This is a genomic window from Rhizobium sp. WSM409 (genome assembly GCF_057653825.1).
Window position 1 is genome coordinate 91264 of record NZ_JBYGKP010000005.1, and the last position, 13617, is coordinate 104880.

Consider the following 13617-nt stretch of genomic DNA (forward strand, 5'->3'; position numbering starts at 1 on the left):
TCATCGACGCCTATCCAATAGGGCGCCTGCGATGTGCATGATACCGCTCGTCGAGAGTTGACGGCGACCAGGATCGTGCCTTTCCGGCAACCATCCCTGACAACATCGTGAAATAACCGGATGACGCGAAAAGATGCCTTCGAAATGTCCCAATGGGAGCTGAACCGTAAGCGTGTTTATCGCTTGCGCCCTCCCAGGCGCTTTAACATGCGATGCGTAAATGATGCCGGTTCGGGATCGTTTTTCGGTTCCGTCCGTTATCTGTTGCCGAATCTGGTGGCGAGTAGCCGGGTATGCTCCCGTCACGATTTGAGAAGGAGAGACTTATGAACAAAATTCTTGCGACGGCTTTTGCCGCGGTATCGTTGACGTTTGTCGGCGCTGGGGCGGTCAATGCCGCCGATCTCGGCACCAGGACATATGAAGAGCCGGACCTGCGCAATGGCGTGAAGATCGGTTACCTCACCTGCGATATCGGTGGCGGCACGGGTTACGTGCTCGGTTCCTCCAAAGAGGCCGACTGCATCTTCCAGTCGACCGTCGGCAACGAACTTTCGGATCGTTATACGGGTGAAATGAGAAAGCTGGGCATTGACCTTGGGTTCACCACGCGTAGCCGCCTGATCTGGGCCGTGTTCGCGCCGACGGCCGGCTATCACCGCGGATCGCTCGCCGGCCTCTATGTCGGCGCCACCGCCGAAGCCACGCTCGGCGCCGGTGTCGGCGCCAATCTCCTGGTTGGCGGCACCTCCGGTTCCATCCATCTGCAGACGGTCAGCCTGACCGGTCAGCTCGGCCTAAACGTTGCGGCCGGCAGCGCTTCGATGACGCTCACACCAGCGAATTGATATGGCCTTGTGACGTCCCCTACTGCGACGTGGCAGGGGACGTCATCTCGTCTGAGGCGCGACCTCGCACCCTCGCATGCCCAAGCCGGATCACGACATGATGGATATTCGAATGGCAACGCCCGGCGAGGACGAGATCCTGGTTGGGCACTATCTGAAGATCTGGGATAGCTACGGCACACCACCGGAACACTACAGGCCTGATGCCGCGGCGCGGATTTTATCCTTTCATCAGAAGCGGTCGCGAAGAGCGCCGGCTGACCTCGTTCCTTGCCATCGTCGACGGTGACATCGCCGGTTCCGCATCCTGCCAGCTGCACCAATCGCCGTTTCCGGAGGTCATCCGCCCGGAACAGCGGCTGCACGGTTACATCTGGTCCGTCTATGTTGCCGACGCCTTTCGTCGGCGCGGTATCGCACTGGCGTTGACCAACAGGGCTGTCGACTATCTGAAATCGATCGGCTGCACGACTGCTGTCATCCATGCCTCGGATGCCGGCGAACCCGTCTATCTGGCCGCTGGTTTCGAACTGGCGAAGGAAATGCGCCTGAAGTTTTCGGCGGAGTAGCGACCGGCGAACGCCGGAGCCGCCGCCCAGCTTTCCGTCTACGCTTTCGCTCGGCCGGGTGCGATAAAAGTAGCGATCGTCGCCTCGTCATGGCCGGCCTCGCGCAGGAAGCGGCTGGCGAATTCGATGGCAGGGCTTCTCAGGGCCTCGTCCGGTCTAATCAGGTGAAAGGCCACATGATAATCGAGCGTCCGCTCCGATACAGCGACGACGCGCCCGGTGGCCAACGCGGCATCCGACAGCGGCGGTCGCGCGAGTGCGATCCCGAGGCCTTGCGCGCAGGCATCGATCACCAGATTGTAGTCCTCGAAGCGCCGATCGTGGCCGCGCGGTATATAGTCGACACCCTCACGGGAGAGCCAGCGCCGCCAGCCTTCAATATTCGAATCGTGCAGGATCGGCAGATCGAGCAGCGACAAGGCATCGGAGCGCTGCCCGAGCCGCTCCGCCAGCGCCGGGGCGGCGACCGGAAACGATTTCTCCTGCCAGAGGGGCAGGGCGCGCACGCCGGCCCACGGTCCCTTGCCGCAGCGAATGGCAAGATCCGTGCCTTCGCCGAAATCCGCCAACCGGTGTTCGAGCGTCAGCTCGACATGCAGCTCGTTTCCTTCGAGCTTCGGCAGGCGCTGAAACAACCATAGAGAGGCGACAGAGGGCGTCACCGAAAGGCGAACCACCGCCTTGTTGCGGCGAGGCAGCCAGCGTTCGCCGCTATTGCCGAGCAGCGTAAGTGCTTCTTCCGCCCGCGCGAAAAACCGCATGCCTTCCGGCGTCAGGCGCACGCCCCGGGCTTCGCGCGCAAACAGGCGCACGCCCATCCAGCGCTCCAGGCGCGAGACCTGCCGCGACACCGCGCCGTGGGTGATGCCGCTTTCCTCAGCGGCGGCCGAAAACGATCCGAGCCGGGCGGCGCGGGCAAAGGTCTCGAGCGTATCGAGCGGCGGAAGAACTGGCGAGCTGTGAACCATACGCACATTTGATCATCGATTGCGATGCTTTTCAAGCACGCATCGAAGGGCTACTCACTGTCGCAGGAACATATGGAGGTGAAAATGAGCATGGCGGCAAGCGCACCGGTTTCGACGAAACAGCAAGGCGGGTTCGATCTGGTGGCCTTTGCGGCGATCGTGGTCACCATTCTCTCCTGGGCTTCCTCCTTCGTGGTGATCCGCATCTGTCTTGGACCACTGACGCCGATCGAACTGGCGACGGCGCGTTATGTGGCAGCCGGCGCCATCGCCCTCGTCTATCTCGTCATCTATCGGCCGATGCCGGAAAAACGCGATTTTTTCCGCCTCTCCATTGCCGCCGTGCTCTTCATCGCCGCCTATGCGGTTCTGCTGAACACCGGCGAGCAGACCGTTGCGGCAGGACCGGCGAGCTTCATCATCAACACCATGCCCGTCTTCACCGCCCTCATCGCCACATTCGCGCTCGGCGAGCGCTTCGGCCGCTGGGGCTGGGCGGGCACCGCGGTTTCCTTCGGCGGCGTGGCGCTGATTGCGGTCGCCTCCGACGGCGGGTTCAAGCTCGATCCGAACGCCGTCCTCATCCTTGGCGCAGCGCTCTGCTCGGCGATCGCCAGCGTGCTGCAGAAGCCGCTGCTCGGACGGTTGCCGGCACTTGCTGTCACTGCCTGGATCCTGCTCATCGGTTCTGTGCCACTGTTTCCGGCCGTCCCGGCGACGATTCAGGCGCTGGCCGCCGCACCGGCGGAGGTGAACTGGGGCGTTGCCTATCTCGTTATCTTCCCGACCGCGATCGGCTACCTCACCTGGGCGATCGCCCTGAAGCGGCTGACGGCGGCCCGCGCCTCGAATTTCCTCTATGGCGTTCCACCGGTCGCCACGCTGATTGGGTTTGTCTGGCTGGGTGAAACGCCGACGGCGCTCGGCGCGGTTGGTGGCGTCATGGCAATCCTCGGCGTGCTGATCGTCAACGTGATGCGGAAGCGGTAGCGGCAAATTCGGGCCGTGAAGGTGGCCCGGCAAACAGTTAGGCATTGCGCCGCCGTTCGCTTTCTTTAAAACGAAAGCAGATCGAAAGGCACACGCTCATGTTCTTGACCGACCGGCAAACCGAAATCGTCGCGATTGCGAAAACGAGCGGAAGGGTGCTGGTCGAAGAGCTCGCCTCCCGCTTTTCGGTGACGCCGCAGACGATCCGCAAGGACCTGAACGATCTCTGCGATGCGCAGGTGCTGACCCGCATCCATGGCGGCGCCACCTTCCCGAGCGGGACAGAGAACGTCAAATACGAGGCGCGGCGGCAGATCGCCGCTTCCGAGAAGCAGGCGATCGGCATTGCCGCGGTCGAACTGATCCCGAGCGGGGCCTCACTCTTCATCAATATCGGAACGACGACCGAGGCGGTAGGCGAGGCGCTCGCCGACCATCACGAGCTGATGGTGATCACCAACAATATCAATGTTGCCAATCGCTTGCGTCTTTTTCCGGCGATCGAGGTCGTCATTGCCGGCGGGGTGGTGCGCGGCTCGGACGGCGGGATCGTCGGTGAGGCGGCCGTCGATTTCATCCGCCAGTTCAAGGTCGATTACGCCGTGATCGGCGCTTCGGCGATCGATATCGACGGCGCGCTTCTCGACTATGATTTTCGCGAAGTGAAGGTTGCCCAAGCCATCATCGCCAATGCCCGACATGTCATTCTCGTTGCCGATTCGACGAAATTCGAACGCACCGCACCGGTCAGGATCGGCCAGCTTTCCCAGGTTCATACCTTCATCACCGATCACTGTCCGGTGCCCTCGATCCGCAATCTATGCCTCGAAAACAATGTGAAACTGATCGAAACGAACGGCAGATTTCGCTAGACAACGACCCTCACAAACATTCGTTTGACATTCGTATTCCTTTCGTTTTAACTGATGTTACTTTCGCAATTGCGCAAGTTTTGTGCGATGCGAAATCAATGGCAGTCTCGGAGGGGGAATGAGCCGGGAGATTCACGACATATTCGTCATCGGCGGCGGCATCAACGGCTGCGGGATCGCGCGTGATGCTGTGGGGCGGGGTTATTCCGTCGCATTGGCCGAGATGAACGATTTTGCTTCGGGTACCTCGTCGGGCGCCACCAAGCTGATCCATGGCGGCCTGCGTTACCTCGAGCATTACGAATTTCGCCTGGTGCGTGAATCGCTGATGGAGCGCGAGATTCTTTGGGCGATGGCGCCGCACATCATCTGGCCGCTGCGTTTCGTGCTGCCCTACCACAAGGGCGGCATCCGTCCGGCCTGGCTGATCCGGCTCGGCCTCTTCCTCTACGACCATCTCGGCGGCCGTAAGCTGCTGCCGCCGACATCCGTTCTCGACATGCGCAGCGATCCGGCCGGCAGGCCGCTGAAGGCGCTGTTTTCCAAGGCCTTCGAATATTCCGACGGCTGGGTCGACGATGCCCGCATGGTGGTGCTGAACGCCCGCGACGCCGCCGACAAGGGTGCGACCATCATGCCGCGCACCAAGGTGGTGTCGGCAAGGCGCGAGAATGGCCTGTGGCATATAGAGACCACCGATACCGTCACTGGCCGCAATGACAGCCATCAGGCCCGCATGCTGGTCAATGCCGCCGGTCCTTGGGTCGACCATGTCATCCGTTCCGCCTTCGGCCAGAACGAAGCCCACCACGTCCGCCTCGTCCAGGGCAGCCATATCGTCGTGAAGAAGAAGTTCGACGATGCGAGAGCCTATTTCTTCCAGAATCCTGACAACCGCATCATCTTCGCCATCCCCTACGAGGGCGACTTTACCCTGATCGGTACCACCGACCGCGACTACACCGCCGATCCGAGGGATGTCAGGATTTCGGAGGAGGAGACAGTCTACCTCTGCAATGCGGCGTCGGAATATTTCAAGGAGCCCGTCAGGCCGGAGGATATCGTCTGGACCTATTCGGCCGTCAGGCCGCTGTATGACGACGGCGCCTCGAAGGCGCAGGAGGCGACGCGCGACTATGTGCTGAAGCTGGAAGGCGAAGGTGCCGCCGCACCGCTACTCAACGTCTTCGGCGGCAAACTCACCACTTATCGCCGGCTTTCCGAACATGCGCTGGAGAAGATCGGCGCTGCGATCGGCGCCAAGGGTGCCCCGTGGACGGCCAAAAGCCATCTGCCGGGCGGTGACTTCGCGGTTAAGGGTTACGAGGCGGAGGTCGCCAAGCTGAAGCGGCGTTATTCGTTCCTCGCCGATCGGCATGTCCGCAGGCTGGTGCGCCGCTATGGCACCAGGGCCGAGGCGCTGCTTGGCGATGCCAGCGGCATCGATGATCTCGGACGGCTGTTCGGTGGCGATCTCTACGAGGCAGAGGTCACCTATCTCGTCGAACATGAATGGGCCCGGCACGCTGAAGACGTGCTGTGGAGGAGAACAAAGGATGGTCTGCGCCTTTCGAAGGAGCAGGCCCAGTCACTGGAGGAGTACATGGCTGCCATGCCGGCGATGGCCGGGTAGGAGCCATGTGGTCCCCGCTGCGTGGAGGCACGGGAATCGGAATGCTGGAATTGCGAAACGCCGCCAAGATGGTGGGCGCGGATTATCATATCTATCCGACCGATCTGGTTCTCGAGCGGGGCACGCTGAATGTTCTGCTCGGGCCGACGCTCGCGGGTAAAACGTCGCTGATGCGGCTGATGGCCGGGCTTGACCGTCCCACAGGCGGCTCCATCCATTTCGACGGCACTGACGTCACCGGCATGCCGGTGCAGAAGCGCAACGTCGCCATGGTCTACCAACAGTTCATCAATTATCCGGCATTGACGGTCTACGAGAATATTGCCTCGCCGCTGCGGATTGCCGGCAAGGATGCCAAGATCATCGATCTGGAGGTACGCAAGGCTGCCGAACTTCTGAAACTCGGGCCTTATCTCGATCGCACGCCGCTCAACCTCTCGGGCGGCCAGCAGCAGCGCACGGCGCTTGCCCGTGCACTCGTGAAGAATGCGAGCCTTGTTTTGATGGACGAGCCGCTGGCCAATCTCGACTACAAGCTGCGCGAGGAACTGCGGCAGGAATTGCCGCGCATTTTCGCCCAGTCCGGCGCGATCTTCGTTTATGCCACGACGGAACCCTCCGAAGCCTTGTTGCTGGGCGGCAATACGGCAACGCTCAGCGAGGGCCGGATCACCCAGTTTGGCCCGACGGTCGAGGTCTATCGCAATCCGCTCGATCTGACGACGGCGAAAACCTTTGCCGATCCGCCGCTGAATTTTATTGATCTAATCAAATCGGCAGGCAATTTCCTGCGCGACGGCGCTGTGATTTTTGCCGTGCCGCGGCATCTTCAGAATGTGCCAGACGGGCCGGCAACGATCGCGTTTCACCCCCATCATCTTGCACCAACCGCCCAGACGGCTGATTCGGCCCGGCTGACAGCACGGACACAGATTTCGGAGATCACCGGGTCGGAAAGTTTCGTGCATCTGCAATTTGCCGACACCCGCTGGGTGATGCTTGCGCACGGCATCCACAATGTCGACCCGGACACGGATCTCTCCGTTTTCATCGATACGCGCCACCTTATGGCGTTCGGCGCGGACGGCCGGGCGATCACCACTGCTAGGCAGAGGGGCTAGGAGAAGATCATGGCACGTATCACCCTCGATCATATTCGACATGCCTATGGGCCGAACCCGAAGAGCGAGAAGGACTACGCTCTCAAGGAAGTGCACCACGAGTGGAACGATGGCGGTGCCTATGCGCTGCTCGGACCTTCAGGCTGCGGAAAGACCTCGCTGCTCAATATCATTTCGGGCCTTATTCAGCCCTCCGAAGGGCGAATTCTCTTTGACGGACAGGATGTTACGAACCTGCCGACGCAGCAGCGAAATATTGCGCAGGTCTTCCAGTTTCCGGTCATCTACGACACGATGACTGTCTATGACAATCTGGCTTTCCCCTTGCGAAACCGCGGAGTCGCGGAGCCTGATGTTGATCGTCGTGTCCGCGAAATATTGGAGATGATTGATCTTGCAGATTGGGCCAAGCGTCGCGCGCGCGGTTTGACGGCGGACCAAAAGCAGAAGATTTCGCTCGGCCGCGGCCTGGTGCGCTCGGATGTGAACGCGATTCTCTTTGACGAGCCGCTCACTGTTATCGATCCGCATATGAAATGGGTACTGCGATCGCAGCTGAAGCGGCTGCATAAGCAGTTCGGTTTTACCATGGTCTATGTCACGCATGATCAGACGGAGGCGCTGACCTTCGCCGACAAAGTCGTGGTGATGTACGATGGCGAGATCGTGCAGATCGGCACGCCGGCCGAGCTCTTCGAGCGTCCGAGTCATACCTTCGTCGGCTACTTCATCGGTTCTCCGGGCATGAACTTCATGCCAGCCAAGGTGGAAGGCCGCACGGTTCGGGTCGGCGAGCATGCGCTGACGCTCGACTATGCGCCAAAGACTTCGGCAGCGGCCAAGGTAGAGCTTGGAATCCGGCCCGAGTTTGTTCGGGTCGGCCGCGAGGGCATGCCTGTGACCGTCAGCAAGGTGGAAGATATCGGCCGGCAGAAGATCGTCCGCGCGCAGTTTGCCGGCCAGCCGATCGCGATCGTCGTCCCTGAGGACGAGGACATTCCGGCTGATCCGCGGGTGACCTTCGAGCCATCGGGTATCAGTATCTATGCCGACTCTTGGCGCGCCGGACCGGAGGCTTGATGATGGAAAAAACCTGGAACAACAAAGCGTGGTTTCTGGTCCTGCCGGTCCTCGTGCTGGTGGCATTCTCGGCCGTCATTCCCTTGATGACGGTTGTGAACTATTCCGTTCAGGACACTTTCGGAAACAACCAGTTCTTCTGGAACGGAACTGACTGGTTTACCGAAATCCTGCATTCCGACCGATTCTGGGCCGCTCTACAGCGAAACCTGATTTTTTCGTTGATCATTCTCGCTCTTGAGATCCCGCTTGGTATCTTCATTGCGCTCAACATGCCGAAATCGGGCATCGGCGTGCCGGTGTGCCTGGTTCTGATGGCGCTACCACTGCTGATCCCGTGGAACGTTGTCGGCACGATCTGGCAGGTGTTCGGCCGCAACGACATTGGTTTGTTTGGCTATTACATCAATGCCATCGGCATCGATTACAACTATGTGCAGGATCCGTTCGACGCCTGGGTGACGATCATCATCATGGATGTCTGGCACTGGACGAGCCTGGTCGTCTTGCTTTGCTATGCAGGCCTCGTTTCCATTCCGGATGCTTTCTATCAGGCAGCCAAGATCGACGGTGCGTCTCGTTGGGCCGTGTTCCGCTATATCCAGCTGCCAAAGATGAAGCGCGTTCTTCTGATCGCCGTGCTGCTGCGTTTCATGGATAGTTTCATGATCTACACCGAGCCTTTTGTCGTCACTGGTGGCGGTCCCGGCAACGCGACCACTTTCCTGTCGATCGATCTGGTCAAGACCGCCCTCGGACAGTTTGACCTCGGTCCGGCCGCTGCCATGTCGCTGGTCTATTTCCTGATCATCCTGCTGCTTTCGTGGGTGTTCTACACCGTCATGACAAGCCACGACGCGGAGAATTGAAATGAGCGCCTCCAACGAAACGACAGCGAGCCGAAAAATCTCTGGCGCTACCAGTGTCGCAAGCGGTCTCTCCTCCGATGAAGTCAGCCGTCTGATGCGCCGGCGCGGCGAGGAATCGCGCTGGTGGTGGGTGGTTCCGACGATCTATATCATTGTGCTCCTGCTGCCGATCTATTGGCTTGTTAATATGAGCTTCAAGACCAACGCGGAAATCGTCAATTCTCTGACGCTTTATCCTCATAACCCGACGATCGCCAATTACGTGACGATCTTCACGGAGAAGGCCTGGTATTCCGGCTACATCAATTCAATCACCTATGTCGTGATTAACATGGTGATCTCGGTGGCAGCCGCGCTGCCGGCGGCCTATGCTTTCTCCCGTTATCGGTTCCTTGGTGACAAGCATCTTTTCTTCTGGTTGCTGACGAACCGGATGGCGCCGCCGGCGGTCTTTGCCCTGCCGTTCTTCCAGCTCTACTCAGCCTTTGGACTGATCGATACGCACATCGCGGTGGCATTGGCGCATTGCCTCTTCAACGTGCCGCTTGCGGTCTGGATCCTTGAAGGCTTCATGTCCGGCGTGCCGAAGGAAATCGACGAAACGGCCTATATCGATGGCTATTCGTTCCCGCGCTTTTTCCTGAAGATCTTCACGCCGCTGATTGCGAGCGGCATAGGTGTCGCCTGCTTCTTCTGCTTCATGTTCTCCTGGGTCGAGTTGCTGATCGCACGAACGCTGACGACGACCGACGCGAAGCCGATCGCTGCCACCATGACCCGTACGGTCTCTGCATCCGGCATGGATTGGGGCCTGCTCGCCGCCGCGGGTGTTCTGACCTTGATCCCAGGGGCGCTGGTGATCTGGTTTGTGCGCAATTACATCGCCAAGGGCTTCGCCCTGGGGAGGGTTTGATGAGCTTTTCGCTTCCCGATTTTTCATGGATGGCATGGACCTGGCCGACGGCCACTTTCTTCGTCGTTATCGCATTGCTGCTGATCGGCATGGGGGTCTGGGAATACGCCGCTCCGGGCGGCAATCCCCGGATCGGAATCCTGCGCTTCGAGACGACGCGCGGTGACCGGCTTTTCCTTTCGCTGCTCGGCAGCGCCTTTATCCATCTTGCCTGGCTTGGTCTCGCTGGATCAAGCCTCTGGTGGGCTCTCGCTCTCTCCGTTGTCTACGCCGTTGGCGTATTCCGTTACGTGTGAGGCAAACTGATGCAGATGGCCGGGGTTTTCTGGCCGCCTGAGACGTGAAGACTGCAATCGCAAAACCCTGGGAGGATATCATGCGAAGGCATTTATTGACGACGACAGCAGCCGTGCTGCTGGCCATGACCGGGTCGGCCTATGCCGGCATGGACGAGGCAAAGACTTTTCTGGATAAAGAGATCGGCGACGTGTCGACGCTCTCTCGCGCCGACCAGGAAAAGGAAATGCAATGGTTCATCGATGCTGCGAAGCCTTTCCAGGGGATGGACATCAAGGTTGTTTCGGAAACCTTGACCACCCATAAGTATGAGTTCGAGGTTCTGGCTCCGGCCTTTACTGCGATTACTGGGATAAAGGTCACGCACGACGTCATTCAAGAGGGTGACGTTGTCGAGAAGATCCAGACACAGATGCAGACCGGGCAGAACCTGTATGACGGCTGGGTCAACGACTCCGACTTGATCGGCACCCACTGGCGCTATCAGCAGGTGCGCAACCTGACCGACTGGATGGCGGGCGAAGGCAAGGATGTTACCAACCCCGGCCTCGATATCGACGACTTCATCGGCACCAAGTTCACGACAGCGCCGGATAAGAAGCTCTACCAGCTTCCCGACCAGCAGTTCGCCAACCTCTATTGGTTCCGTTACGACTGGTTCAACGACGAGAAGAACAAGGCCGATTTCAAGGCGAAATACGGCTACGATCTCGGCGTTCCGGTCAACTGGTCGGCCTATGAGGACATTGCCGAATTCTTTACCGGCCGTGACGTCAACGGCAAGAAGGTCTTCGGCCATATGGATTACGGCAAGAAGGACCCGTCACTTGGCTGGCGCTTCACCGACGCCTGGCTTTCGATGGCCGGCAACGGTGACAAGGGTCTGCCGAACGGTCTTCCGGTCGACGAATGGGGTATCAAGGTCGACGAGAATTCGCGTCCCGTCGGTTCGTGCGTCGCGCGTGGCGGCGATACCAACGGCCCTGCATCGGTCTATTCGATCCAGAAGTATCTCGATTGGTTGAAGGCGTACGCACCGCCGGAAGCTCAGGGCATGACCTTCTCGGAATCCGGTCCGGTGCCGGCGCAGGGTAACGTCGCGCAGCAGATCTTCTGGTACACCGCGTTCACCGCAGACATGGTCAAGCCTGGCCTGCCTGTTATGAATGAGGACGGTACGCCGAAATGGCGCATGGCACCGAGCCCGCATGGCGTTTACTGGAAAGACGGCATGAAGCTTGGCTATCAGGACGTCGGTTCCTGGACGCTGATGAAATCGACCCCGACGGACCGTGCAAAAGCCGCGTGGCTCTATGCACAGTTCGTGACCTCCAAGACGGTTGACGTGAAGAAGAGCCAGCTCGGTCTCACCTTCATCCGCGAATCCACCATTCGCGACAAGAGCTTTACGGAGCGCGCTCCGAAGCTCGGCGGCCTGATCGAGTTCTATCGTTCGCCCGCCCGCGTCCAGTGGTCGCCAACCGGTACCAACGTTCCCGACTATCCGAAGCTGGCTCAGCTTTGGTGGCAGGCTATCGGTGACGCCGCTGCCGGCGCCAAGACACCGCAGGAAGCCATGGATTCTCTTTGCGGCGAGCAGGAGAAGGTCATGGGACGTATCGAGAAATCGGGCGTCCAGGGTGATATCGGTCCGAAACTCGCCGAGGAGCATGATCTCGCCTATTGGAACGCGGATGCGGTGAAGAAGGGCAACCTTGCGCCGCAGCTGAAGATCGAGAACGAGAAGGAAAAACCGGTCACGGTCAACTACGACGAACTCGTCAAGAGCTGGCAGTCGAAGTAAGGCGGACCAGGCCGGAAGCGACGGGGCTTCCGGCCATCACTTCCTGCCACCGGCAACAAGCCGGTGGCACCCACAATCTTTCTCTCATGAAACGTCCGCGTCCTGCTGTCCTCGGCAGGAGCGGTTTCGCGCGAGCCGGAGACGGATATGAGCGGCTATATTCTTTCAATCGACCAGGGCACGACCTCCTCGCGCGCGATCGTCTTCGACAGCGACATGAAAATGGCCGGCTCGGCGCAGGCGGAGATCACTCAATATTATCCGCAGCCCGGATGGGTGGAGCACGACGCTGCCGAAATCTGGCAGTCCGTCGTCGATACTGTGCGCAAGGCGATCGCCGATGCCGGACTTGATGCCGCCGACATTGCCGCGATCGGCATTACTAATCAGCGCGAGACTGCGGTCGTCTGGGATCGCAGGTCCGGGACACCGCTTCACCACGCGATCGTCTGGCAGGACAGGCGCACGGCCGAAATGTGCGAGAGCCTGAAGGCCGATGGATACGAGAAGCTGTTCAGCGCCAAGACCGGGCTGCTGCTCGACCCTTATTTCTCCGGAACGAAGCTGCGCTGGCTGCTCGACAATGTCGATGGCCTACGTGAGAAGGCGGAAGTGGGCGATGTCTGCTTCGGCACGATCGACAGCTGGCTGATCTACAATTTGACTGATGGACGCGTGCATGCCACCGATGCGACCAATGCATCGAGGACGCTGCTCTACAATATCGATGACGGCGCCTGGGATGAGGAGCTTCTCGGCATTCTTCGCATTCCGGCCGCCATGCTTCCTGACGTCAGGGAATGTGCCGATGATTTCGGCCGCGTCGACAAGGCGCTGTTCGGTGCGGAGCTTCCGATCCTGGGTGTCGCCGGCGACCAGCAGGCGGCGGCGATGGGCAATGCCTGCTTCGAGCCCGGCATGATGAAATCCACCTATGGCACCGGCTGCTTTGCCCTGCTGAACACCGGCCGGGATCGTGTTTCCTCTTCCAACCGGATGCTGACGACGATCGCCTGCCGGCTCGACGGCGAGACGACCTATGCGCTCGAAGGCTCGATCTTCATCGCCGGTGCCGCCGTGCAATGGCTGCGCGACGGCCTCGGCATCATCGGCCAGGCATCCGAGGCGGGGGTGCTTGCCGCCAAGGCCGATCCCGGACAGCAGGTCTACATCGTTCCGGCCTTCACCGGTCTCGGCGCGCCCTATTGGGATCCGGCCGCGCGTGGCGCGATCTTCGGTCTGACACGAAACAGCGGGCCGGCGGAATTTGCCCGCGCCGTGCTTGAATCCGTCGCCTACCAGACGCTCGATCTGCTGGTGGCGATGAAGAAGGACTGGGGCGTCAACCAGCTGGAAACGGTGCTGCGCGTCGATGGCGGCATGGCGGCTTCGGATTGGACGATGCAGTGCCTGGCCGACATGACCGGAAACCCTGTCGACCGCTCGGCGATCCGCGAGACGACGGCGCTGGGCGCAGCCTGGCTCGCCGGTTCGAAAGCCGGCATCTGGCCAGGCAAGCGGGATTTTGCGCAGGCCTGGGCCTGCGACCGCCGCTTCAGCCCTTCGATGGATGAGACCGAGCGGCAGGGCAAGATAATCGGCTGGAAGAATGCCGTCTCCAGAATGATTTCGGACGCCTCCGCGGGATAGAGC

12 protein-coding genes and 1 pseudogene are annotated in these 13617 nt (G+C 60.2%); 12 read left to right on the plus strand and 1 reads right to left on the minus strand.

What is annotated here, in order from left to right; genetic code table 11:
* Nucleotides 1-326: 326 nt before the first annotated feature.
* Both AC25BC_RS33250 and AC25BC_RS33255 read left to right on the plus strand, forming a co-directional pair.
* Entirely contained in the window at nucleotides 327-848 is a 522-nt protein-coding gene (locus tag AC25BC_RS33250) for a DUF992 domain-containing protein (protein ID WP_017957594.1), read from the plus strand.
* Nucleotides 849-924: 76 nt separating this feature from the next.
* Nucleotides 925-1417: pseudogene (locus AC25BC_RS33255) on the plus strand (GNAT family N-acetyltransferase).
* A 38-nt stretch (nucleotides 1418-1455) separates the two neighbouring features.
* Here AC25BC_RS33255 and AC25BC_RS33260 read toward each other — a convergent pair.
* Nucleotides 1456-2385, minus strand: a complete 930-nt coding sequence (locus AC25BC_RS33260; RefSeq protein ID WP_128439942.1) for a LysR family transcriptional regulator — start codon at nucleotides 2383-2385, stop codon at nucleotides 1456-1458.
* A 72-nt stretch (nucleotides 2386-2457) separates the two neighbouring features.
* Between AC25BC_RS33260 and AC25BC_RS33265 the strand changes: the two genes are divergently transcribed.
* From AC25BC_RS33265 to glpK, 10 genes are all read left to right on the plus strand, one after another.
* Nucleotides 2458-3375: a DMT family transporter gene (locus AC25BC_RS33265; protein WP_206642405.1), complete on the plus strand. Its 918-nt coding sequence runs from the start codon at nucleotides 2458-2460 to the stop codon at nucleotides 3373-3375.
* A 98-nt stretch (nucleotides 3376-3473) separates the two neighbouring features.
* Nucleotides 3474-4247: a DeoR/GlpR family DNA-binding transcription regulator gene (locus AC25BC_RS33270; protein ID WP_017997081.1), complete on the plus strand. Its 774-nt coding sequence runs from the start codon at nucleotides 3474-3476 to the stop codon at nucleotides 4245-4247.
* Nucleotides 4248-4365: 118 nt separating this feature from the next.
* Nucleotides 4366-5880 carry a glycerol-3-phosphate dehydrogenase gene (gene glpD, locus AC25BC_RS33275; protein ID WP_128439940.1) on the plus strand — a complete coding sequence of 505 codons (1515 nt, stop codon included), beginning with the start codon at nucleotides 4366-4368 and terminating at the stop codon, nucleotides 5878-5880.
* A 41-nt stretch (nucleotides 5881-5921) separates the two neighbouring features.
* Nucleotides 5922-7001 (plus strand): ABC transporter ATP-binding protein, encoded by a 1080-nt coding sequence (locus AC25BC_RS33280; RefSeq protein ID WP_128439939.1) that lies wholly within the window; start codon nucleotides 5922-5924, stop codon nucleotides 6999-7001.
* Between the two features lie 9 nt (nucleotides 7002-7010).
* Entirely contained in the window at nucleotides 7011-8081 is a 1071-nt protein-coding gene (locus AC25BC_RS33285; protein ID WP_128439938.1) for an ABC transporter ATP-binding protein, read from the plus strand.
* Nucleotides 8082-8083: 2 nt separating this feature from the next.
* The gene (locus AC25BC_RS33290) at nucleotides 8084-8950 is read left to right on the plus strand and encodes a carbohydrate ABC transporter permease (protein ID WP_012759894.1); all 867 of its coding nucleotides are present in this window, start codon (nucleotides 8084-8086) and stop codon (nucleotides 8948-8950) included.
* A gap of 1 nt (nucleotide 8951) precedes the next feature.
* Nucleotides 8952-9863: a carbohydrate ABC transporter permease gene (locus AC25BC_RS33295; protein WP_012759893.1), complete on the plus strand. Its 912-nt coding sequence runs from the start codon at nucleotides 8952-8954 to the stop codon at nucleotides 9861-9863.
* On the plus strand, nucleotides 9863-10159 hold the full coding sequence (locus AC25BC_RS33300) for a DUF2160 domain-containing protein (RefSeq protein WP_003552210.1): 297 nt from the start codon (nucleotides 9863-9865) through the stop codon (nucleotides 10157-10159). Before AC25BC_RS33295 ends, AC25BC_RS33300 begins: the two co-directional genes overlap by 1 nt.
* A gap of 80 nt (nucleotides 10160-10239) precedes the next feature.
* A complete protein-coding gene (locus AC25BC_RS33305; protein WP_487778596.1) occupies nucleotides 10240-11964 on the plus strand; it encodes an ABC transporter substrate-binding protein in 1725 nt (574 codons plus the stop codon).
* Nucleotides 11965-12111: 147 nt separating this feature from the next.
* Nucleotides 12112-13614, plus strand: coding sequence for a glycerol kinase GlpK (gene glpK, locus AC25BC_RS33310; RefSeq protein WP_012759891.1), 1503 nt, complete (start codon nucleotides 12112-12114; stop codon nucleotides 13612-13614).
* Nucleotides 13615-13617: the final 3 nt, after the last annotated feature.

Coding starts and splice junctions, on each gene's coding strand:
- AC25BC_RS33295 (WP_012759893.1), top strand. CDS start 8,952: ATGAGCGCCTCCAACGAAACGACAGCGAGCCGAAAAATCTCTGGCGCT.
- AC25BC_RS33290 (WP_012759894.1), top strand. CDS start 8,084: ATGGAAAAAACCTGGAACAACAAAGCGTGGTTTCTGGTCCTGCCGGTC.
- glpK (WP_012759891.1), top strand. CDS start 12,112: ATGAGCGGCTATATTCTTTCAATCGACCAGGGCACGACCTCCTCGCGC.
- AC25BC_RS33250 (WP_017957594.1), top strand. CDS start 327: ATGAACAAAATTCTTGCGACGGCTTTTGCCGCGGTATCGTTGACGTTT.
- AC25BC_RS33260 (WP_128439942.1), bottom strand. CDS start 2,385: ATGGTTCACAGCTCGCCAGTTCTTCCGCCGCTCGATACGCTCGAGACC.
- glpD (WP_128439940.1), top strand. CDS start 4,366: ATGAGCCGGGAGATTCACGACATATTCGTCATCGGCGGCGGCATCAAC.
- AC25BC_RS33305 (WP_487778596.1), top strand. CDS start 10,240: ATGCGAAGGCATTTATTGACGACGACAGCAGCCGTGCTGCTGGCCATG.
- AC25BC_RS33265 (WP_206642405.1), top strand. CDS start 2,458: ATGGAGGTGAAAATGAGCATGGCGGCAAGCGCACCGGTTTCGACGAAA.
- AC25BC_RS33280 (WP_128439939.1), top strand. CDS start 5,922: ATGCTGGAATTGCGAAACGCCGCCAAGATGGTGGGCGCGGATTATCAT.
- AC25BC_RS33285 (WP_128439938.1), top strand. CDS start 7,011: ATGGCACGTATCACCCTCGATCATATTCGACATGCCTATGGGCCGAAC.
- AC25BC_RS33270 (WP_017997081.1), top strand. CDS start 3,474: ATGTTCTTGACCGACCGGCAAACCGAAATCGTCGCGATTGCGAAAACG.
- AC25BC_RS33300 (WP_003552210.1), top strand. CDS start 9,863: ATGAGCTTTTCGCTTCCCGATTTTTCATGGATGGCATGGACCTGGCCG.